22 protein-coding genes are annotated in these 20,058 nt (G+C 62.2%); 2 read left to right on the top strand and 20 right to left on the bottom strand.

Translation table 11 applies throughout. The features are described 5' to 3' along the window. Nucleotides 1-93: 93 nt before the first annotated feature. Genes EYC79_RS10295 through EYC79_RS10280 form a run of 4 tightly spaced genes read right to left on the bottom strand, consistent with a single transcriptional unit; the run spans nt 94 to nt 2,359 of the window. A complete protein-coding gene (locus tag EYC79_RS10295; RefSeq protein WP_112520469.1) occupies nt 94-348 on the bottom strand; it encodes a hypothetical protein in 255 nt (84 codons plus the stop codon). Further along, nucleotides 345-998 carry a ParA family partition ATPase gene (gene parA / locus EYC79_RS10290; RefSeq protein WP_130977905.1) on the bottom strand — a complete coding sequence of 218 codons (654 nt, stop codon included), beginning with the start codon at nt 996-998 and terminating at the stop codon, nt 345-347. Before parA ends, EYC79_RS10295 begins: the two co-directional genes overlap by 4 nt. Then, nucleotides 995-2,086 (bottom strand): replication initiator protein A, encoded by a 1,092-nt coding sequence (locus tag EYC79_RS10285; protein WP_130977904.1) that lies wholly within the window; start codon nt 2,084-2,086, stop codon nt 995-997. The genes parA and EYC79_RS10285 overlap by 4 nt, the downstream gene beginning before the upstream one ends. Continuing rightward, nucleotides 2,087-2,359, bottom strand: coding sequence for a helix-turn-helix transcriptional regulator (locus EYC79_RS10280; RefSeq protein ID WP_165457007.1), 273 nt, complete (start codon nt 2,357-2,359; stop codon nt 2,087-2,089). 470 nt (nt 2,360-2,829) lie between these two features. On the opposite strand from EYC79_RS10280, the gene EYC79_RS10275 reads away from it, so the two are divergent. Further along, nucleotides 2,830-3,120, top strand: a complete 291-nt coding sequence (locus EYC79_RS10275; RefSeq protein WP_112520528.1) for a DNA -binding domain-containing protein — start codon at nt 2,830-2,832, stop codon at nt 3,118-3,120. A gap of 19 nt (nt 3,121-3,139) precedes the next feature. On the opposite strand, the gene EYC79_RS10270 is transcribed toward EYC79_RS10275, so the two are convergent. The 11 genes from EYC79_RS10270 to EYC79_RS10215 form a co-directional block, all read right to left on the bottom strand. Continuing rightward, complete coding sequence (locus tag EYC79_RS10270) at nt 3,140-3,760, bottom strand: DUF2285 domain-containing protein (protein WP_335625464.1); 621 nt, start codon at nt 3,758-3,760, stop codon at nt 3,140-3,142. Continuing rightward, on the bottom strand, nt 3,708-3,923 hold the full coding sequence (locus tag EYC79_RS23780) for a transcriptional regulator domain-containing protein (protein WP_112520473.1): 216 nt from the start codon (nt 3,921-3,923) through the stop codon (nt 3,708-3,710). Before EYC79_RS23780 ends, EYC79_RS10270 begins: the two co-directional genes overlap by 53 nt. A gap of 278 nt (nt 3,924-4,201) precedes the next feature. Further along, nucleotides 4,202-4,528: a DUF736 domain-containing protein gene (locus EYC79_RS10260; protein ID WP_013368635.1), complete on the bottom strand. Its 327-nt coding sequence runs from the start codon at nt 4,526-4,528 to the stop codon at nt 4,202-4,204. Between the two features lie 695 nt (nt 4,529-5,223). Next, nucleotides 5,224-6,018, bottom strand: a complete 795-nt coding sequence (locus tag EYC79_RS10250) for a hypothetical protein (RefSeq protein WP_112520475.1) — start codon at nt 6,016-6,018, stop codon at nt 5,224-5,226. 210 nt (nt 6,019-6,228) lie between these two features. Then, nucleotides 6,229-6,669, bottom strand: a complete 441-nt coding sequence (locus EYC79_RS10245; RefSeq protein WP_130977901.1) for a hypothetical protein — start codon at nt 6,667-6,669, stop codon at nt 6,229-6,231. 151 nt (nt 6,670-6,820) lie between these two features. Next, nucleotides 6,821-7,747 (bottom strand): DUF2493 domain-containing protein, encoded by a 927-nt coding sequence (locus EYC79_RS10240; RefSeq protein WP_130977900.1) that lies wholly within the window; start codon nt 7,745-7,747, stop codon nt 6,821-6,823. Between the two features lie 306 nt (nt 7,748-8,053). Next, nucleotides 8,054-9,091, bottom strand: coding sequence for a DUF7146 domain-containing protein (locus tag EYC79_RS10235; protein WP_130977899.1), 1,038 nt, complete (start codon nt 9,089-9,091; stop codon nt 8,054-8,056). Further along, nucleotides 9,091-13,413, bottom strand: coding sequence for a strawberry notch-like NTP hydrolase domain-containing protein (locus EYC79_RS10230; RefSeq protein ID WP_130977898.1), 4,323 nt, complete (start codon nt 13,411-13,413; stop codon nt 9,091-9,093). The genes EYC79_RS10235 and EYC79_RS10230 overlap by 1 nt, the downstream gene beginning before the upstream one ends. 158 nt (nt 13,414-13,571) lie before the next feature. Next, complete coding sequence (locus tag EYC79_RS10225; RefSeq protein ID WP_130977897.1) at nt 13,572-14,216, bottom strand: antitoxin of toxin-antitoxin stability system; 645 nt, start codon at nt 14,214-14,216, stop codon at nt 13,572-13,574. Further along, the gene (locus EYC79_RS10220; RefSeq protein WP_112520480.1) at nt 14,209-14,625 is read right to left on the bottom strand and encodes a hypothetical protein; all 417 of its coding nucleotides are present in this window, start codon (nt 14,623-14,625) and stop codon (nt 14,209-14,211) included. The genes EYC79_RS10225 and EYC79_RS10220 overlap by 8 nt, the downstream gene beginning before the upstream one ends. Nucleotides 14,626-14,689: 64 nt before the next feature. Next, nucleotides 14,690-15,238 carry a hypothetical protein gene (locus EYC79_RS10215; protein WP_165457006.1) on the bottom strand — a complete coding sequence of 183 codons (549 nt, stop codon included), beginning with the start codon at nt 15,236-15,238 and terminating at the stop codon, nt 14,690-14,692. A gap of 12 nt (nt 15,239-15,250) precedes the next feature. On the opposite strand from EYC79_RS10215, the gene EYC79_RS23435 reads away from it, so the two are divergent. Continuing rightward, nucleotides 15,251-15,421 carry a hypothetical protein gene (locus EYC79_RS23435; RefSeq protein WP_162693020.1) on the top strand — a complete coding sequence of 57 codons (171 nt, stop codon included), beginning with the start codon at nt 15,251-15,253 and terminating at the stop codon, nt 15,419-15,421. A 14-nt stretch (nt 15,422-15,435) separates the two neighbouring features. On the opposite strand, the gene EYC79_RS10210 is transcribed toward EYC79_RS23435, so the two are convergent. The 5 genes from EYC79_RS10210 to EYC79_RS10190 form a co-directional block, all read right to left on the bottom strand. Beyond that, nucleotides 15,436-15,600, bottom strand: coding sequence for a hypothetical protein (locus EYC79_RS10210; RefSeq protein WP_010335706.1), 165 nt, complete (start codon nt 15,598-15,600; stop codon nt 15,436-15,438). Nucleotides 15,601-16,016: 416 nt separating this feature from the next. Then, the gene (locus EYC79_RS10205) at nt 16,017-16,322 is read right to left on the bottom strand and encodes a hypothetical protein (RefSeq protein WP_112520482.1); all 306 of its coding nucleotides are present in this window, start codon (nt 16,320-16,322) and stop codon (nt 16,017-16,019) included. A gap of 97 nt (nt 16,323-16,419) precedes the next feature. Continuing rightward, on the bottom strand, nt 16,420-18,558 hold the full coding sequence (locus EYC79_RS10200) for a Spo0J and enkurin domain-containing protein (protein ID WP_130977895.1): 2,139 nt from the start codon (nt 18,556-18,558) through the stop codon (nt 16,420-16,422). 124 nt (nt 18,559-18,682) lie between these two features. After that, the gene (locus EYC79_RS10195; protein ID WP_130977894.1) at nt 18,683-19,078 is read right to left on the bottom strand and encodes a DUF2958 domain-containing protein; all 396 of its coding nucleotides are present in this window, start codon (nt 19,076-19,078) and stop codon (nt 18,683-18,685) included. Continuing rightward, nucleotides 19,075-20,037: an ArdC family protein gene (locus EYC79_RS10190; RefSeq protein WP_112520485.1), complete on the bottom strand. Its 963-nt coding sequence runs from the start codon at nt 20,035-20,037 to the stop codon at nt 19,075-19,077. The genes EYC79_RS10195 and EYC79_RS10190 overlap by 4 nt, the downstream gene beginning before the upstream one ends. Between the last annotated feature and the right edge of the window lie 21 nt (nt 20,038-20,058).

The following is a 20,058-nucleotide window of genomic DNA, read 5'->3' as shown; positions in this document are numbered from 1 at the left end:
TCTTCTTCTGGAAGGTCAGTTCGACCAATGTGGTGAACGGTGCAGGCCCGTCCGCCTGCGGATGTTCATGCGCAGCGCGCACGGTTTTGCCGGTCATGGCTGATCTCCTTCGATGGGTGGAAACTCGCGGACCAGCAGCTCGCGCAGCATCACGGCGACGGTGACGCCACGCCGGAAAGCGGCAACCTTGATGCGCCCGCGCAGTTCGGGCGTGATGTCGATGGTCAGGCGGGCGGTAAACGCCTCCGTCGCCGTCTTGCCGGTTGGCGGCGCATCGGCGGCTCTGACCCAGCTATCGGGATTACCCGGACGTGATGCGAAGCCGGATTTGACAGGCGGACGTGTCATGGCACGATCCTCCCGATACCGAGGCCATCGATCTCGGCCACCAGCACTGTGACCTCCTGTGCGGCCCGTTCGCCGCCATCAGTCTCGGAGACCAGTCGTCCGGTCTGTGCGGCTTCGGCGAAGGCGACACGCTGGCCAACCGTCGTGGCCAGCAAGGGCGGATCATGGTCAGCCAGTGTCTCGGCCGTTTCGCGGGCGATGACGGTGCGCGCACCGCAGCGGTTCAGCAGAAAACGGGCGGCGAGTTCAGGGCGATAGATGCGTGCTTCGTTCAGAAGCGCCAGCATCTCAGCTGATGCCCAGCCGTCAAAGGGGGATGGCTGCACCGGGATCAGCAACAGGTCGGCTGCAAGCAGCGCTGAGCGCATCAGACCAGCGACACGGGGCGGACCATCAATGACGATATGATCGGCGTCACGCGCCAGTTCCGGCGCTTCCCTATGCAGGGTATCGCGGGCAAGGCCGATGACGGTGAACAGCCTTGGCAGCCCTTCATGGCTGCGCCGCTCTGACCAGTCCAGTTCCGAGCCTTGCGGGTCGGCGTCGATCAGGATGACCCGCTTGCCTTGCGCAGCCCAGGCTCCGGCAAGATGCAGCGCCAGCGTGGTCTTGCCCACGCCGCCTTTCTGATTGAGGAGCGCGACGATCATGGCGTACCCCGCCCAGGTCGGCGAGAAGTGGCACTGGCACCGTGCCTTTCATGCGCGCGCGTCAAAGAAGAAAAGTTAGATTCTATGTTAGATTCTAAGTTAGCAGTCGGATTCTTCTTTTCGTTCCAGAGGCTTAACTGGGGCTCGTGCGCCTGATGTGCCGATAGTGCTGCGCCTGATGTACCGATACCCTTTGCGCCTGATGTACCGACGGCATCCACAATGTTATCCACAGGCACTGTGGATAGATTTTCAGGGCGGATTCGCAGCAGTTCGCGGCGATCCTCGCGCAGGATCTTAAGCTGGTAGCCGGGCAGCGGCTGGCGGGCAGCAATGCGGCGCAAGTCCAGTGCAAAGTCCGATGGTCGGGCCATGCTGCCGGATTTCTGGTAAAGGTGCGCAACCTCGAACAGCCAGCCATGCGGCTGATGTCCGGCGTGTTTGCGGGCAACACGGTAGAGCCAGCGCTCGATACCACCGGTCAGCCGGAAATAATCCGGGTCGATGGTCAGGACCAGCGAACGGTCAAGGACACTGTTGTAGAACCACTCAGGCAGGACAAACTCCATGCCCTCAACGCGACCGTCGCGCGTGGTCATCTCTTCCCATTCGTTGATCCAGGAGAACTGGCGGCGGCGCCAATGCTTGCCGTTACGGATCGTCGTGGCGACGACCGTGGATTGCAGCCGGGCAAGCGCTGCCTTCAGCAGCAGATATTGCCGGTTGCCGGTGTCGCGCCCGATGGCGCGCAGCAGATGATAGGGCGTAAAACGGAAGAAACGGGATGTCTTGATGCCGTTGTTTTCGGCGGCGACGATCTGGCTGGCAGCCCAGATCAGCACATCGGCATCCCAGATCGTCGCCATTCCATGTTCGGGCATCCCGAACACCTGCACCTCGACATCGGCGGTCTTGTAGAGGATCGGCTTCGTGCGCGGCGTCTTTGCCAGCGAGAAGAAAGGCCGCTCCATCAGATCACGCTGATCGCGTGGACTGGCATCGCCGGTTGCAACCACGAAGGGATCGAGGTGGCTGCGCTCGCTGGCGCCTTCGCGCCGCAGGGCGCCATGGTGATCGATGCGCCGCATTCAGAGCTTGCTCCGCTCTTCAGGCGTCAGGGGGCGAGCCGGAAAGACCGTGCCGACGTCCTTGTCACTGGTGGATTTGCGTGCGCCGATGTCGGCCCAGGCCTGAAGATCCTCGACCGTGTAGAGAACCCGGCCACCGATTTTGCGATAGGTCGGACCGGTCCCGTAGGTCCGGTGTTTTTCCAGCGTGCGAAGAGAAATGCCAAGGAAACGTGCAGCTTCCTGAGTACGCAGCATGCGCGGTGGCAGGTCCGCGTTTCGGCGCTCGGCCATGAGATCACCTCCGGTTCGTCAGGTTGATGCGGCTGCCGGAGACGGCGGCGCGCTATGGCGAACCATGGGAAATGATCGGCGGCGTGTAGCGTGCCGCATTTGCGTACATACGCAGACGGCACCCCGGAAAGGGGCTATGTCAGCGCGAAAAGACGTGAGATTTCAGCAACTCAGGAAGGCCGATGCGGATTCGCTCAAGACATCCGCGCGCAGTTCGGCTATGAATGCAGATGGAGCAGACGCACTGCTCCGGGGGCGTAGTAACCCCTGACTAGCGGTTGGTGTCGGCCGTGACGGCACCATACTCCTTGACCCTATGGTCGGGGAGCCTGTGGCGTATGCAACAGGCTTTCCAGCTAAAGGCCATGGGGCCGTCTAGTCACGGTTACTAACTCCCCGATCACCAGGAGTCAGAGAGTTTTATTGCGGGGGCGAACCGCAGAAACTCTTCTGAAAGAAGGGGAATGACCGTGAAAGCATCCGTCGAACTTGATCCCGAAGTGGATGATCTGGCCCCGTCCGGCCATATCATCACCGCCTATGACGAGCAGCACTTTGTGACCTATCTGCGCCTTCTCGACGCCAAAGCCGAGGAAGCCGACTGGAAGGAAGTGTCGCAGATCGTTCTGCACCGCGATCCGGCATCAGATGAGATGCGAACCCGGCGATGCTGGCAGAGCCATCTGGAACGCGCCCAATGGCTGTCGCGGGAAGGTTACAGGCAAATACTGGAACAGGCTGCGGCAAACAGGAATCCGTGAGATTGCCTCATTTGCCTTTTTATCGTGGGATCGGCTTGACCGGATAATGTAAAAGCAACCGATAGCCCCCGCGCATCATCCTGATGCCGTGGGCAACAAGACGACGTGCCTTGTTCTTGCGCGGATCAGTCTCGAAATCTTCCTTGTTGCCGCGGAAGCCGAGCAGGACTTCGGCAACGGCGCGATAGCTTTCGCCGTGCAGCCGTGCGTCCAGCGCCCGCAGCGACAGAAGGTGCCATTGCCGAAGCTGCGCTGGCATGGCACGAATATCCGGCCCCGGAGAGCGGCCTGTCAGGCACCTCCAGAGGCGGCGGGCCGCATGGGCCCGTAATTCCATGAACTCGTCCATGGGCAGGATTGCAGCATAGAAAGCTGCCGCATCGATTGCGCCCTGTGGCAGCCAGAGTTGATGCTCCATCCCACCGACACGCCAGATTGCGTGCCAGCCATCCGGTGCGCGGCGCAGGATCAGGCCATCGAGATGTGCGAGAGCGACAAGCCGCCCGCCATCCGGATCGTTCTGCTCGACCGGAGACAGAATAATGGCCTGCGGATTGAAATGCGGCGACCAGAAAGGCGGCGCGCCGTCAGGCTGCGCGTCGGGGTCGTGCGCGAAATCGCACCCCCCAGCGGGAAGCAAAGGCGTTAACCTCTTCTCCCGCGGGTTCTCTCCTCTGCGTGAGTCTCTCGACGTCACGGCGATAGTCTTCGTTGCGACGAAGATATTCCCAGGCGAAACCGGCGGGCGGAAGGTCTTTAATGCGTTTATAGGCCGCCGGAGTACGCCAATCTATGCTCTGCATGGCGCGTCCTCCCAAAGCCGGACGGCACAAGGCCACGTCCGACCTGAAAAGGCTGCGGCATTGAATGATTTTGCGGTAGAGTGGCTAGTGCGATAAGTAAATCGCCTAACCCGATCAACCCATTAAAGAATCTCTCGTTAGCACTGTTGTGCATCACATGGGAGACATCTTGGCGACGTTCTCGTGTCAGTGATCGGGGCGGTTGCGGTAGGCGTGACGATTTTCCTGCGGGCATAAGAAAGGCCCCGACCTTGCGGTCGGGGCCTTTGTGCCGCGCCTCAGTCGCCGCGGCGACCGTTGGGGCGGGACCAGATGAGGGAGAAGGTGTCGCCTTCTTCGTCATCGAAGAGGTTGGCGTAGATCGGGGCGTTGAAGCTCGGATCATCCAGCTTGAGGCCCAGATAGTCGCGGCCCTCGTTGGAGCGCTTGGACCAGGCGGCGCCGATCTCTGCGCGGCCGACCAGAACCCGGTGGCTGGGGGCGTTCTCACCGGTGGCGCGCAGGTCGGGGACGATGCGCACACCCTTGGCCTGGACGCTGAGGGTGACGATTTCGCCGGTGAAGTCGTTCGAGCCGGTCTTCTTGAAGGTGCCGATGGTTGCCATTTTAAGTCTCCGTTTTCCGTTTCCGAGCCCGCACCATTGCGGCCTCGATGGCGATCGAACGGCCGGAGACGAACGCTGGCGCACCCCCTTGGGGGGCTGGACAGCACAGGAGGAACTTTCTTGTTCCGCGCGGAATGGCGGATTTGCCGTCAGGGGAAGAAAGTTGTGACGACGCTGTTGCGCTAAAGCGGTCGAAGCGCATCGCGCTGCTCTTCGGCCAGATCAGGCCATTGAAGAGGCCGTTTGGAGCGGTTGAGACACGGGGTCTGAACGGAGACGGTGGCAACTTTGAGTGCCCATCAGGATGATCTGACCGGCCGCACCGGCTTATCGTGTACCCTGTGCTTCAGGCTATGCGCATCTCTCCTTCCGGCCTGTTCCACCGGCATCGCTCCAACCGGGTTCTGGTCAGTCCACGAAGGTCAGTACCGACCGTCTTACGCTCCTATGGGCAGCGTCTGTGCCTCAAGCTGGATGATCCGACGCTTGGTTGCTGTCTGCCACCATTTTCCTGACGAAGATGGAAGATGATCCGCATCCGCTTCTGGTCGCCATCCACGGATCATTGCGGTTCAGGTGCGTGCAAAGCCGCCGTCCGCCTGGTCGGTTGCTGCCATGCCCGCAACGCGCAGGAAAGCCGTTACGCTTCGATAAGTGCAACGACCCTCTCCAGGACAACGGTGAAGTTCACGGCGCTAGAACTTAACGGTGTCAACATCTGGTTGGTTGCTCAACAGAACCAGGCCCGGAGCAAATGTGAAGCTTGTCTTCGCAAAGACAAGCTCACCGTCCCCTTCCTCGTCACCATATTGTTCCCAATACCCTTGGACGGGCTGATGATTATGCTCGGCATTTAGAAGCCCGGCTTTGGCCCTCAGCCACGAATGAGTGGCCTTCAGCGTTGAGAGGTACGCGTTAACAGTTGCCAGAAGCCCTTGAGCTGTCACGGCGGCGGCGTCAGCCTCACCGCCTTCCTTTGCAGAGTGGAATAGTACGGCACCGTATACAGGGTGCTGATCGAGCAGCCCGAGTCGTTGGTACATCGTGAGTAATCTCATCACTCGGTCTATATCTTGGATAATGCCCGAGACGTTTCCAACGCCGAGCTTCGCCTCGGCCAACAGAAGCGGGGGCTGATCGGTAGCGGAAGGGCGCACCACAATGTCGATCCGACAAGAGTCTTTCGCGCCGAATTTGTACTCACCTGCTATTTTGGCGATTTCGGGCCAGCGCGCCGTATCTTTTAAAGAACGCATTCGCGCTAGTCCGCTCGCCTGATGACGGAGATCCTTCATGTGAGTTTCAAGGCTGACGTAACGATCAATCCCTGTAAGTTTCTTCGCCACCTCAACGGTGGTAACATATTCTGGATGTATGTCGGCGTTCTCGAAAGATTCCGTTTCAACTCCGAGGAAGAAACGGCACGTTTTAAAAGCCTCAGCAACACCCGCGCCAATGTTCTTGACGAAATATTCAGCGTTGTTTTCCACAATCTCTCCCCCAATATAACAGATCTTCGACACTGCTTTAACACAAGCATCAAATTCGTCTAACCTAATGGCAAAGCGACGAACAAGATCATGACGTCAATTTCAGAATATGCGCGCACAAAGCGGCTATTTGCTCCAAAAATGTACTGAATGCCGCTCGAACCGGATCATGCGTTCGCTAAGGGTTTAAAGCAGCCACGCGAAGCAATTTTATACATGCCTGACGACATCACTAGCCGGGTCTGCCACCGCCATGCCTGCAACGCGCAGGAACGCCGTCACGCCTACCGCAATCGCCCCGATCACTGAGAAGATGAGTTGCCATGTCTCAGACGGCATCATGTGCTTGACGATACCGAGCGTCGCGTAAAACCCGGCCATCCCCGCCGGAGCGACGAAGGCCAGAGCGATCAGCAGCCGCGCCCAGATCGGGCGGATCAGCATGAGCAGGCCCTGACCGACGGCCAGTGTCAAACCGGCGGCGAGAAGACCGACGACGATGCCGCCGAGCCAGCCAGCCCCCGTGCCATAGGCCCAGATGCCTATGTTCAGGCCGATAAAGAACGGCAGGGCGAATACGGCGAGATTGAACAGCAACCAGCACATGGTGGCGATAGCTGCGATGGAAACGAGGATTCCGAGAATGATCATGGTGGTGTCTCCGTGCAAAAGGTTGGACGGTTGCGCCTTCCACCACCACCACGGCGCACCGCGACATATAGCATGAATATGCCTGTCCAGGCGACACGTAATGATCGGCGGGCGCTATCGTCATGCTCATAATGACGTGGAAAGGCAGCGCTCACGCGCTGCCGGTCCCGAAGCGATAGACCGGGATGCCCATCTTGCGGGCCTTGTCGGCCAGATTGTCCTGAATGCCCGTGCCGGGGAAGATGATGACCCCGATCGGCATCGTGGAGAGCATCTGGTCGTTGCGCTTGAAGGGTGCTGCCTTGGCATGTTTTGCCCAGTCGGGTTTGAAGGCGACCTGTGCGACCTTGCGGTTATTGGCCCATGTGGCCGCGATGCGTTCCGCGCCCTTGGGCGATCCGCCGTGCATCAGCACCATGTCCGGGTGCTTGGCGTGGACCTGATCGAGCTTGGCCCAGATCGTCCGATGATCGGTGGTGTCACCGCCCGAGAAGGCGATTTTCGGTCCGGCGGGCAGCAGCACCTCGTTGTCGGCCCGGCGTTTGGCGGCGATGAAGTCGCGGCTGTCGATCATGGCCGAGGTCATCTGGCGATGGTTGACCCGTGAGCCGGAGCGTTGCGACCAGGGCGTTCCGGTGGTGCGCAGATAGATGTCGGCAGCGGTATCGCGGAAGGTTTCCATGCTGTCGCGGCGCTCGATCAGGCTTTGTCCCGCGCCGATCAGGGTTTCGAGCTGAACGGATTTGACCTCGCTGCCATCCTGTTCGCGCTGAAGGCGCTTCTGTGCCTGCTCGTTATCGTCGAGTTTGGTCTCGATCCGCTCGACAGCGCGGTGGAAGGTGTTGACGGTGGACCAGAGGATTTCGTCGAGGTCGAAATCGAGGCTGGTGTCGGCCATGGTGGAAATCAGGGCGTCGAAGATGTCGGAGACTGCGCCCTGGATGACGTGATCTTCGGGTGTGATCCGGGGGTCGGCCTCGTCTTCCGAGGGACGGTAGCCGGAGAGTTCGAGTTCTTCGATGGCATGGCCGGTCGGGGACGTGCTGTGATCGGGTTCGAAATCGTCGTGCGCGTACATGGGATGCTTCCGTCAGTTGGACCGCGACCGTCGCGGCCTTCATGGCGAGACAAGCCCACGGGCGCTCCGGTCTGGCAGCGCGAGCCTCCGGCGAGGGCCTTGATGGCAAAGCCCGGCTGATTTGTTTCGCGCTGTAAAGGCGGCTCCGCCGCCGACGGAAATCAGTCGGGCGCCGCCATTGCCTGACCGGAGCGTTTGTGGGCCGATCGCCCTCTCGGAAGGCCAAGGCGCGGTCCTCTGCTGATGACAGGATGCAGCCTGTGCGCATGACAGGATCGGAACGCCCCGATCACGGCCCCGTGCCAGCTATGCGATTGAAGCCATGAAACGGCTGACGTCCTCGGGAGCGATTTGCACCCGGATCTCTGCCCGAACGGCATCCAGCCCGTGAGTTGCGAGATCTTCGTTGAAGTCCCCCATCATGGGCGAGAGCGTGATGGCCTCGATCCCGACCTCGTGAGCCCGGTCCACCAGGCTATCACGGGCGCTGTCACCTGCCGGATCGTTGTCGCGGACGATATAGAGCCGGCGCAGTTGCGGCGGGAACAGGATGGCAGCGAGGTGTCCGGCAGAGAGTGCGGAAACCATCGGCATGGTGGGGAGAGGCTGACGCAGCGACAGGATAGTTTCGATACCTTCCCCCGCTGCCATGACATCCCTCACGCACCCGAAACGAACCGCATGTCCGAGCAGGTCGCCCATTGCCTTCCTCGGCGGATCGACAGGTGCCTTGCCGGAACCGTCAGGGGCCAGCCAGGTGCGGTGTGCGCCGGTAATCCTGCCATCAAGGTCGGTGACGGCTGCGATCATGGCGGGCCATGTTTCGGTCGGGCAATCGTCCTCGGGCCGCCAGTAGCAGTTGGGATGGAAGCGCAGATTTGCGGTCTGTCGTAAATCCGTAATGCCGCGTCCGCGTAAATACGCTTCTGCGGTACTGCCGATCAGCGGTTGCGTCATGCGCCAGAGGCGGCGTGCGGCCTCGGATGATCCCGATGGTGCTGGCGTTCGGGACTGACGGGATGGTGGCTGCGGTTCAGGATGCGGCAGGCTGAGAAAACGCCGGGCTTCTTTGGCAACGTCTGTGAAGTCGATCAGACCGAGCGAGTCCCGGATCACGTCCAGCAGATCGCCATATTCACCCGTGGCCGAGTCCTGCCATTTACCGGCAATGCCTTTCACGCTGTCATGCAGCCGGACGAACATGGAGCGGCCAGCCGTGTTTCGGACATCGCCAACCTGCCAGTAATTGCCCTGTTTGCGACCATTCGACAGATAGCGCCTGCACACCGCCTCGGCCTGTTGGCCGAGACGCTGCGCCAGTTCGGAAGCGTTGAGACGCGCCATTATGCGGCCTCCCGCTCACCGATCCGCTCAACCGGGAAGCGGTCAAGCAGTTTGCCTGTGATCTCCGGTCCCATCGCGCCGACCGGCACGAAGAAGCGCAACTTCCACGAGATGATTTCGCTGAAGAGTCCATAGGCCCGCAGCCGGTCGCGCATCGCGTCAGTAAAGCCGGTCAGCTCGATCCGGTTGGCGCCCATGACCCGGACGCGGCGCAGTTGCAGCCCTTCGGCGAGATCGAGGATCGTGCGACCTTCGATCAGCGCGGCATAGGCGGCATCCGGTGTCAGGTTGCTGGTAACGCCACTGGTCGAAGCATTGGCAGCCCAAGCCGGTGACACACGGCGACCGATGATGCGTTCGCCCTCGTCGGTCTGGAGGCGATAGACGCGGGAGGAGTCCTGCGGCAGGCGTTTCCATATTGGCAGAAGCAGCCCCGTCACCATATGCAGGATGCTGTCGGTGAACTCCGGCACCTCTGCCAGGTCGGCCTTCCAGGCTGCGCTGAAAGCGGAACGGTCGGCCTCAAGCCAATGGGTTTCGACCATGGCGCGCACTGGAATGTTCATCGCCTCCATGGGCCGGATCAGCCGGACGCGCCGTTCGATCTCGCCATCATCCAGCATGACGCTGGTGGTCGGGATCTGCACGGCGGCACGACCGGATCGCTCGTTGATGAGCAATCTTGCGCGGGGATCATCCAACTCCGCCAGGGCTGCATCGAGCGTGACCGGCTGATTGCGTTTGCGCTCTGTGAGCGTCAGGAGTCGGGTTTCCGCGCCGGTGCCCGGATGGGTGTGGATAACCTGCCGGTCGGTGACGATGAAGCTTTCAGCCTTCAGCGTTTCCAGCCCCATGTCATAGGTGCCGGATGCAATCGCCCCGTCGATCCGCGCCTGGAGAAGCTGCTCGAAGGCCGAGAACAGGATGCCCTGCAACTCGATGGTCAGCGCCAGCAGGCGGTTGAGGAGGGTGGTGATCGGCGGCAGTTCGTCCTTCACACCATTGCTGTCCATCAGCTTCAGGCCGGTGGCGGATTCAAACCGTTCGAGCGAGCAACCCTCGACCTTACCGCGCATGATCAGCAGATAGAGCTGGCGCAGGGCATCGCCGGCATAGGTGGATTCAAGATTGTCCTCGGGACGGAACAGCCCCTGACCGCCGGTCTGGCGCTGACCGCGTGTGATCGCACCCAGCGTGTCTAGGCGGCGGGCGATGGTCGAAAGGAAGCGCTTCTCGGCTTTGACATCCGTGGCGATGGGCCGGAAAAGCGGCGGCTGGGCCTGATTGGTGCGATTGGTGCGGCCCAGCCCCTGAATCGCGGCATCTGCCTTCCAGCCCGGTTCGAGCAGGTAATGCACGCGCAGACGCTGGTTTTTCACCGAGAGTTCGGCGTGATAGCTGCGCCCGGTGCCACCGGCATCCGAGAAGACCAGAATGCGCTTCTGGTCATCCATGAAGGCCGAAGTCTCGGCAAGGTTCGCAGAAGGCGCACGGTTCTCGACCGCAAGACGTGCCGATGCCCCGTCACCCTTGCGCACGATCCGTCGTGAACGGCCTGTGACCTCGGCCACCATATCCGTGCCGAAACGCTGCACGATCTGATCGAGCGCCCCCGGCACGGGGGGAAGCGAACCCAGCTGCTCCAGCATCTCGTCGCGCCGCGCCACGGCTTCGCGGCATTTCACCGGCTGACCATCGCGGAAGACGGCGCGTGACGAGAGGTTCCCCTCGCCATCGGAGAAGGGTTCATAGAGCTGCACAGGGAAGGAATGCTGCAAATACGAGCCTACATACTCTCTGGGCGTGACATCGACAGAAATATCGTTCCATTCCTCGGTTGGGATCTCGGAAAGCCGCCGTTCCATCAGGGCTTCGCCGGTCGAGACGATCTGGATGACAGCGGCATGGCCCGCTTCAAGATCGGCATCGATGGACTGGATCAGGGTCGGAGTTTTCATGGAAGTCAGCAGATGTCCGAAGAAGCGCTGCTTGGTGCTTTCAAAGGCCGAACGTGCCGCCGACTTCGCCTGCCGGTTCAGCGTGCCTTCGCTGCCGGTGATGTTGGCGGCTTCCATCGCCGCGTCCAGATTCCCATGAATGACGGCGAATGCGGCAGCATATGAGTCGTAGATGTGCCGCTGTTCGTCCGTAAGCTGATGCTCGATCAGTTCATATTCGACGCCATCATAGGAGAGCGAGCGGGCCGTATAGAGGCCGAGAGATCGCAGATCGCGCGCCAGCACCTCCATGGCCGCAACGCCGCCGGCTTCGATCGCCTTGACGAACTCGGCGCGGGTCTGGAACGGAAAATCCTCGCCGCCCCAGAGGCCGAGGCGCTGCGCATAGGCGAGATTGTGAACCGTGGTGGCGCCGGTCGCCGAGACATAGACCACGCGGGCATCGGGCAGCGCGTGCTGGAGCCGCAGGCCCGCACGTCCCTGCTGCGAGGCGGCGACATCACCGCGTTCGCCTTTTCCGCCACCGGCATTCTGCATGGAATGGCTCTCGTCGAATATGATGGCTCCATCGAAATCGGACCCCAACCATTCGACGATCTGCTTGACGCGGGAAACCTTCTCGCCCCTGCCGTCGGAGCGTAGCGTGGCATAGGTGGTGAAAAGGATGCCTTCCGACAGCGTGATCTTTGCGCCTTGAGGGAAGCGTGACAGAGGCGTGACCAGCAGCCGCTCCATGCCGAGCGCCGACCAGTCGCGCTGCGCGTCCTCGATCAGCTTGTCGGATTTGGAGATCCAGATCGCTTTGCGCCGACCGCGCAGCCAGTTGTCGAGAATGATAGCAGCGGACTGGCGGCCCTTGCCAGCGCCGGTCCCGTCACCGAGCATGAAGCCGCGGCGAAAGTGGATTGATCCGGCAGCCTCTTCGGGCGCAGCACTCACAGTGTCGAAATGCTCGTCTACTGTCCATGCACCGGCGAGATGATCGGCATGGGCTTCCCCGGCATAGATCACCGTTTCGAGCTGGGCGTCGGACAGACGCGCGCAGATGTCGGCGGGCAGCATGGGCCGGTAGGACGGTTTGGGCGGTGCAACCGAGGCCATGGCGGCGGATTGTACCAGCCTGGTCGGATGCGACTGTGCGCCAGCAATGCGCAGCGATTGCAGCGCATATTCCTCATAGATCGCATCGGACAGGCGAGCGCCTTCCGGTGGCGTCCAGTCCACGGTCTCATAGGCAAGTTCGACGCCATCGGGGTCGTTGGCGGGAGCCGCGGCAGGTCGCGCCGCTATCGCGCGGGCCAGATAGCCCCGCACGGTTTTCGGCGCGGCGGTCGGAGCGGCCGCCACGATCTTCGGCAAGGAGACAGGCGAACGCTGCGGGACATGCGCCTCGATCCATCCGATCAGCGTGGCAACATCGGGGGCGATGCCTGGTGAGGCCGGGAAACTGACCGGTTCGTCGGCGGGCAGCTTGTCGATCACTGTCAGCCGCGTGTCGATTGTGGTGCCGTGCTTTGTATAGACCGCGCCATCGACGGCTGCGCTGAACACCACGCGGCCACGGGCCTGCAAGCGGATGAATGCGTCCCGCCATGCCGGAGCTTCGGGGCCAAAGCCTGCGCCGGTGATCGTCACCAGCCGACCGCCTGGAGCAAGGCGGGCCAGTGCCGAGGCAACATGGCGGTAGGCCGCATCAGCGACACGCCCGCTGACATTGGCCATAGCCGAGAACGGCGGGTTCATCAGCACCACGGACGGGACGGCATCTGGAGGAAGATGGTCGTCGATCTGGGCGGCGTCGAACCGGGTGACGGCAAAGGCCGGAAAGAGCGAAGATAGAAGTTCGGCGCGGGTGTCGGCGAGTTCGTTGAGGATCAGCGACTTGCCGACAATCTGCGCCAAGATCGCGAGAAGGCCGGTGCCCGCCGATGGCTCCAGCACCCTGTCATCAGGTGTGATCGCAGCGGCTGTCAAAGCGGCAAGGCCCAATGGCAGAGGCGTGCTGAACTGCTGAAAGCTCTGGCTTTCCTCGGAACGCTGGGTCTGCGTCGGCAATAGTCCGACGATCTTTACCAGCACGGAAATCCGTGCAGCCGCAGAAGCGGCTTTGCGGAAAAGCGCCTTTCCGTATTTGCGCAGGAAGAGAACGGTGGCGACTTCGCACGCCTCATAGGCCAGCTTCCAGTCCCATACGCCAGTAGCGTCGGACGCGCCGAAGGCTGTTTCCATCGCCCCGCGCAAAGTGGCGGCATCGACACGCTCACCGCGTTCGAGATGGGGGAGCAGAAGATTGGCCGCAGCCAGGATCGCGGGCGCAGCCGCCAGCGGCGTGACCGGATCGGCCACGGGGAAAACCATGTTCATGTCGGGGACCTCAGGAGAGCGGGAAGGACAAGCCCGAACCGCGCTCTCTCTCGACCGCCCGGACTCAACCCCTTCCGGCCCGCCTCTGACTCTCAAAGCGCAGCATGAAAAAAGCGCCCCGACCGGACGGCGGGGCGCTTGGCAGTGTCTTCTCAGGATCATCCGAAGCGGCGACCGGCTTCGGTGAATGTGTATTCATTGGCGGCGATGGTTTCATCGACAGCCTCGTCCGAGGACAGATAATCATATTCGCGTTCAAGCTGGCGGTAGAGCCATCGAGCCAGATCGCGCAGCGCCTCGATGATCGTCTCCTCGGCATCGGCGGTCATGTCCTGCCAGGTCGGGCTGTCGCGCTCGACCGAGATCGACATGCAGTATTCGTGATAATAATGGCCGCGATGGCTGGCATCCGCCCGAAGCTGATAAAAGTTGCGGCGCTGGATCGCCTGAAGGGCGTCGGCGATGCGGTGCAGTTCGGTGTCCTGCGGGGCGTATTCCCGGATAAGGCGCGGCGCATGCTTCCGGTAGGAATACCATGATTCAAAGCACCCGCCGTCCCCCTGCGAGGAAAAGCCCCGGAACCAGATGCAGGGTTCCTGCCGGGTGCCGCCGCCCATCAACCGAACGGGGCGAGTCTTGAGGTTCAGCCCGATGATTTCGGCGATGCGCTGGAAATCATCATAGACGGCATCGTACCAGTCATAGTCGAAGCCGCCCTCACGATACCAGGCGCGGGCCTTGTCCTTCGCCGCATCGGACAATTCGCCCAAGCGATAGACGGTGGTTTCGATGATCTCAGGCATAGGGATCTCTCCCTTCGAGAACCGAGGAAAGCCAGCCATCGGTGTCGATCCAGTCCAGCGTTTCGCCGGTGGCGAGATCGAGGAATTGCGCCCCGCCGCCGAAGCCATCCAGACGGGGGCGAGAGCAACTGTTTGCCCATTGCAGTCCCCATAATCCGGTCAGGCCGAAGGTGGCCGCGCAGTGCATGACGAACCGGATGACATGCTCGGGATCGCCGGTAACGTCATCACGCATCCAGAGCTGCGTGCCGTCATGTTCCGGCTGGATCGAGAGCAGGAAGCTGTTGGCGGGTTCATGTTCGGCACTGCTTCCATCCGGCAAGGCATTATAGAGATCGACGGCACGGACGGCATTCTCATGCGTCCCGACATCGACCAGGCAGGAAAAGTGGGTGTGGTAATCGGCCATATCAGCCTCCTGAAACAAGAAAGCCCGGCATGGCACCGGGCGGAATGACGGGGATGAGTGAAGTTCAGGCGGCCTGTGGCAGGCGGAGCAGATCAGCCGCGGCATCGCGCCAGAAGGGATCGACCAGCCGGGCCTCCAGCGAAGCGGCGCGGTAACGCAGCCGTCTCGCATCACCGGGGTCCGTGGCCCGGAATGCCATGCCGCGCAGGCCGCTGGCCTCGGTCACGATCCTGCGTGCCTCGGCATCGCATGCGACGGGCTGTTGCCAGAGGATAATGCCGGCGCGGATTTCGCCGGCGAGGACCAGGCGCTGATCGCGGTCCTGAATGAGCATGATGCGCGGCTGAAAGGACGGGAAGCTGTCCGGCCCCGTGCAAATATCACCGCGCGACAGGCGCAAGGATGCGGCCTGAATGGCCTCTTCAGGTGACGGGCATTCGCCAAGCGGGATCACTCGGTCAAAGCTGTTCGCCGCGTCACTGGCGTCATAGCTGGCCACACCGAGGCACGAGATGCGCAGCGGCAGCTTTTGCGTCCGATAAAGCGCGGGCAGCACATCGGCAGCCAGAATCTGACCGATGGAACGAAATGTTTCGGAACGGGCAAAGGTCATCGGGATCACTCCATGACGGGTGCCGGTGAGCCTCTCTCTCCAGCCTTCAACCCGTCACGGCCGAACGGCCCGCACTCTTCCTCTCTGACCGGGCTTGTTCCCGGTTCCGCTGCCGGCGATGAGGATCATCGCAAGGCTGAAGGCCCGAAGCGCGGGCTGCCGCGCTCGGGCCGTCGGGGATGAGGCGCTTTCGCGCCTTACTCCCATGGGTCCAGCTCCAGCTTCACCATGTCGTCGTCGCCGTCGAACTCGGCGGCAGGGCAAGCGGCGTGGGTGCCGTCTCCGGCCTGGAACACGACGATCGAGACCATCAGCGTGGTGGCGAGGCTGGCGGCGAAGGCAGTGGCATCTGCATAGGACATGGGTTCCGGTTCCTGTCTTGGGAGGCGGGGGACCATCCCCCGCGCGACAGGCGCCCGAAGTGTCTGACCGGATCTGCAATCACCCGAGGGCGTTCGGACTTTTTCCGAATCCCCGAGGGCGGCACGCGCGCGTAAGCCGACCCCTTTGGGGTTGAATGTCAAAGAGACGGATCGGACCAAGGTTTGCGAATGGAAGCGGGGGTGGTTTTTCGCATCTGACAGGATGCCGGATACCCGTCGCAGATGCTCTGCCGCGCCAGCCTTGCCACCATGCTGGCATCAGGATCGTGTTCCCTTCAGGCCAGAGATGGCTGCCGCTTGTCCTGATGGGATGGCGGATTGCATGGTGAAGCTGGATTGGACCCGTCCGGTGCAGACCTCGCATCCTCACGGCCCGACACCCTGCGATCGGGTCTTCAGTTCCAAAGCCCATCGGCGATTTCTCGGGCGATCATCGCGCGCGCCTTCATTATAAGGTCGTCGCCCGAGGTATCGATATGACAGAGTAAACGGGCACGAGCACCATGAGCTGTCCACTCGACGTAGCGGCAATACTCACGGGCATCCAGCCGGAACACCCGCATGTCTTCGGCCCAATGAGGCTTTGGCTCCACGACAACAGTGATGCCATCGCGGATTTCGGTCCACGGTAAGGTTCGATCCGACGGGGGATGTTCGCGGTCTTCCAGAAAAATCTGATCGATGTCGATGCTGATCGGCATGGCGGCTCTCCAAAGAAAAAGCCCGATCACGAGGACCGGGCGAGTTACGGAAACGGGGCGGTTGGAACGAGGCGACCGAAGCCGCCCCGCATGAGCGCTATTCTGCGGCGACCATATGCTGATCTTCCTCGTCGTCAGCCGGGTCGTCCTCGCCATCGCCGGTAAGGAAATCGGGCAGATCGTCGGCTTCCGCCGCAGCGCCCGATGCCGGATCGACTTCGATGCCCTCATCCACCATGCGCAGCGGCTCGGGCAGCCAGCCGGTCTCCGCCAGCAGGCGTTCGGCTTCCTTGGCCATGTCGCCCTTCTTGAGGTGTCCGATCAGCTCGGCTGCCCGGTCTCCGGCCCCTTCGCGCACAGCTTCAAGGATACGCGGCTTGGTCACGCGGCCGAGATAATTGCCGACCGTGGGTCGCCAGCCCACCGCCACCATGTCGAGGCCGGTCGAACGGGCCAGCCGGTCAGCCTGCGACAGGCGGATGTCCAGCCCGTGCTGGCTGACGCCCGTGCCGCTGTAGGGGTTGGGCTTCTCGTAGAGCGCGTTGACACCGTAGCTCACGCAATGGGCGAGCAGGTCCATCCGCGAACCATCGTCCAGATTGGTCAGCCAATCCCAGAGGGCGGCATCGTCTGCCGGGACATGATCGCCCCAGCGTTCGTGCCGGTCTGCAATGGCCTTGGCTGAGGCACTATCGCGCAGATCCTCGGCCTGTGCGGGCAGATCCACTTTTCGGACCTGCGCTTCGAGGCATCCCTTGCTGGAATGCGGCATGAAGCGATCCATGACCAGCCTATGCAGTAGTGCCGTCATGGCGACATGCGGGTTCACTGCCACCGCATCCCGCAGCGCCAAGGTGCGATGCGCGGTCAACTCGCTAATCAGGCGATCGGGCAGCGGCTTGATGGTGTCGGCCTCGTCTTCCTCCTCCGTTTCGACCGGCTGGCGGCCCAGCGTGATGACTGCACGCATGTGGCTGACCTCCGGTTCGGCCCGCTGGATCACCTCGCCGGTTTCCGGGTCAACGATCTCAGCTTCCGGTTCCACAGGCGTTTCATCCTCGGCGCGAACATAGCCGCGCTCAATCAGCAATGCGCCATCGGCGTCGATGCTGATGAAGACGCCTGCCTTGCCGATCTGGTCCGGGTCGAACGTCATCGGACGGCGCTCGAAGGCTTCCAGCGCCTGTTCGATCTCACCGAGGCGGGCGTCAATCTCGTCAGGCAATTCGTCGGCATCGCCATATTCGGCTTCAAGCCGGTCATATTCGTCGCGCAGTGCCTCGCGGGTGGCGCGTTCCTCTTCGCTCAGTTCAACCGTGGTGCCGACAATCTGGCGAAGGCCATGGTCGTGACCATATGGAAAAGTGATGGCGACCTCGATCCACTTCCAGCCCTCGGCGGCGATGGCTTCTGCCTCGGCCTTCAGCTTTTCGCCCACCAGGCGGTCGAGCAGCACCGGATCTTGCAGCCAGCCGCCATCATCCTGCTGGAAGAGATCGCGCAGCACGCAGCCGCCGGCCTCCTCATAGGCGGCAATGCCGACGAAAACCGCCCGCTTGTCGGCGGCGCGGACCGTGGTTTCGGTCAGCAGGCGGCGGATGTGGTAGGGTTCCTTCTGCCAGCCATCCTTGATCGCGTCCCAGACCTGCTCCTGACGGGCATGGTCATAACTGACGCTGAAGGCCATGAGCTGCTCCAGCGTCATGCCGTCCTCGGCATAGACGTCGAGCAATGCCGGGGAGACGGAGACCAGACGCAGGCGCTGCTTCACCACCTTGGCATCCACGAAGAAGGCGGCGGCGATGGCGTCCTCGGTCATGCCCTTTTCGCGCATGGTCTGGAAGGCGCGGAACTGGTCGAGCGGATGCAGCGGTGCGCGCTCGATATTCTCGGCGAGCGAAACCTCGTCGATCAGCACATCAGCGCTGGCCTCCGACACGACGCACGGAACCGGCGCGATCTTGGCGAGGCGCTTCTGCTTGACCAGCAGCTCCAGCGCGCGGAAACGGCGACCGCCGGCCGGCACCTCGAACATGCCGGTTTCCTTGCCCTCGGCATCCACCACCGGGCGGACATGCAGGGACTGGATCAGGCCGCGGCGGGCGATGGACTCGGCCAGTTCGTCGACCGAGATCCCGGCCTTGACGCGCCGGACGTTGGACTGGCTGAGCACCAGCTTGTTGAAGGGAATGTCGCGCGAGGACGAAAGGGTGATCTTCTGAACGGCAGTGGCCATGTCAGTTACTCCATGACGGACGCCAGTGAGCCTCTCTCCCCGGCTATCAGCCCGTCACGAAGCGAAGCGCCGCCCTCTTCCTCTGAAGAGAGCGACGCCAACCGCAGAACCTGAAACCCGGAAATCAGGCACTCCGGTTTTCTGTATCGGCGGATGTACGGGAAAAGCTCGCGCCGACGCGGTAGAGCAGACGCTCTGCGACGCGGATGCTGCCGGTTTCGCGGGTGGCCTCGGCCCAGACCGAGATCGGGAAATCCCCGGTGAACAGCAGATCGCGCTCGATCCCCATGCCGAAGGGCAGCCGGACTGACTGCATCTCGCTCAGGCTCCACGACCCCAGTTCGGGAGAACCGAGATCGGCCAGGCCGAACATGATGTCGCCATCGTCATCCAGTTCGGTGGCGAGCCAGACGCCTTCACCGAGCGGGTTGAAGAACTTCACGACCGGGATGTGATCCTGATCGCGCTGGCGACCATTCGCCAGCAGACGGTCGCGCTGTGTGCCGGTCAGGAGGATCACGCCGCAGCCCTCCGATCAGTTACGCCGGCATCCGGCTCCACGGTGTCTTCGGCTGGCAGATGCGACAACAGCCAGTCCGCCGCCTTGCTGGCCTGCGAGGCCGCGCGGACAATGGCGCGGGAATCCTCGCGTAGGCATTCCAGCCACGACCCGATGTAATCGGCATGGCGGACAGTCGGCACTATGCCGAGCGCGGCGCAGCTGAAAGCCGCGGTCTGCTCCGCGATCATTTCCTCGAAGGCGTATTTCTTCGAACCGAACGAGCCGGTCAGATCGCGGTTGAGACGGCTGTGATGGCCGCTGGCGTGACCCAGTTCGTGCAGGGCCGTCCGGTGCCAGTTGATCGGCTCGAAATAGGCTTGCGGAGGCGGCACCTGCACATAGTCGAGGGACGGCATATAGAAGGCGCGATTGCCACCGATACGGAAGTCGATGCCGGTGGCCCGGATCAGCGCCTCGACCCGAGGTTCAATCAGCCCTGGCGGCGGTGGTGGCGCGACTGCCGTGATGTCATCAGGCAGGCCATCGCATTGCGCGGCGTTAAAGACCGTGAACCGCTTCAGGAACGGAATGGGATGCGCATCCTCACCCGTTTCGCGGGCACGGCGCTTTTCGTCCTCGGGGGTGAAACGGTCGGCATATACAACGGTCGTGCCGCGCTCGCCCTTCCGGACATTGCCGCCCAGCGAAAGCGCCTGTCGGAAAGTCAGCCACGCCTGACCGGGAAAGCCGTGCTGGATGACCGCGCCCCAGAGAATGAGAATATTGATGCCGGAATAGGACCGGCCGGTTGAAGCATTTCTCGGCAGGCCCAGCGGGGCGGTATCGGGCGACGCACCCCAGGGCTGGACCCAGGGCAGACGCCCTTGCTCCAGCTCAGCGATGATCTTGTTGGTGATGTCGTCGTAAAGGTTACTGCGCGCGCCACCGTCAGCGGGGCTGTGATCGTGTCTGGCCATCGGGATGATCTCCGCGACGGG

The sequence above is a fragment of the Agrobacterium cavarae genome (assembly GCF_004310285.1).
Lineage (GTDB): Bacteria > Pseudomonadota > Alphaproteobacteria > Rhizobiales > Rhizobiaceae > Agrobacterium > Agrobacterium cavarae.
Note: the sequence above shows the minus strand (reverse complement) of the source record. Positions and strands in the feature narration are given on the sequence as shown.

Bases quoted from the DNA above. Each gene is read 5' to 3' on its own strand.
- EYC79_RS10295 (WP_112520469.1), bottom strand. From the start codon at position 348: ATGACACGTCCGCCTGTCAAATCCGGCTTCGCATCACGTCCGGGTAAT.
- parA (WP_130977905.1), bottom strand. From the start codon at position 998: ATGATCGTCGCGCTCCTCAATCAGAAAGGCGGCGTGGGCAAGACCACG.
- EYC79_RS10285 (WP_130977904.1), bottom strand. From the start codon at position 2,086: ATGCGGCGCATCGATCACCATGGCGCCCTGCGGCGCGAAGGCGCCAGC.
- EYC79_RS10280 (WP_165457007.1), bottom strand. From the start codon at position 2,359: ATGGCCGAGCGCCGAAACGCGGACCTGCCACCGCGCATGCTGCGTACT.
- EYC79_RS23780 (WP_112520473.1), bottom strand. From the start codon at position 3,923: ATGCAGAGCATAGATTGGCGTACTCCGGCGGCCTATAAACGCATTAAA.
- EYC79_RS10260 (WP_013368635.1), bottom strand. From the start codon at position 4,528: ATGGCAACCATCGGCACCTTCAAGAAGACCGGCTCGAACGACTTCACC.
- EYC79_RS10245 (WP_130977901.1), bottom strand. From the start codon at position 6,669: ATGATCATTCTCGGAATCCTCGTTTCCATCGCAGCTATCGCCACCATG.
- EYC79_RS10240 (WP_130977900.1), bottom strand. From the start codon at position 7,747: ATGTACGCGCACGACGATTTCGAACCCGATCACAGCACGTCCCCGACC.
- EYC79_RS10235 (WP_130977899.1), bottom strand. From the start codon at position 9,091: ATGGCGCGTCTCAACGCTTCCGAACTGGCGCAGCGTCTCGGCCAACAG.
- EYC79_RS10230 (WP_130977898.1), bottom strand. From the start codon at position 13,413: ATGAACATGGTTTTCCCCGTGGCCGATCCGGTCACGCCGCTGGCGGCT.
- EYC79_RS10225 (WP_130977897.1), bottom strand. From the start codon at position 14,216: ATGCCTGAGATCATCGAAACCACCGTCTATCGCTTGGGCGAATTGTCC.
- EYC79_RS10220 (WP_112520480.1), bottom strand. From the start codon at position 14,625: ATGGCCGATTACCACACCCACTTTTCCTGCCTGGTCGATGTCGGGACG.
- EYC79_RS10215 (WP_165457006.1), bottom strand. From the start codon at position 15,238: ATGACCTTTGCCCGTTCCGAAACATTTCGTTCCATCGGTCAGATTCTG.
- EYC79_RS23435 (WP_162693020.1), top strand. From the start codon at position 15,251: ATGACGGGTGCCGGTGAGCCTCTCTCTCCAGCCTTCAACCCGTCACGG.
- EYC79_RS10210 (WP_010335706.1), bottom strand. From the start codon at position 15,600: ATGTCCTATGCAGATGCCACTGCCTTCGCCGCCAGCCTCGCCACCACG.
- EYC79_RS10205 (WP_112520482.1), bottom strand. From the start codon at position 16,322: ATGCCGATCAGCATCGACATCGATCAGATTTTTCTGGAAGACCGCGAA.
- EYC79_RS10200 (WP_130977895.1), bottom strand. From the start codon at position 18,558: ATGGCCACTGCCGTTCAGAAGATCACCCTTTCGTCCTCGCGCGACATT.
- EYC79_RS10190 (WP_112520485.1), bottom strand. From the start codon at position 20,037: ATGGCCAGACACGATCACAGCCCCGCTGACGGTGGCGCGCGCAGTAAC.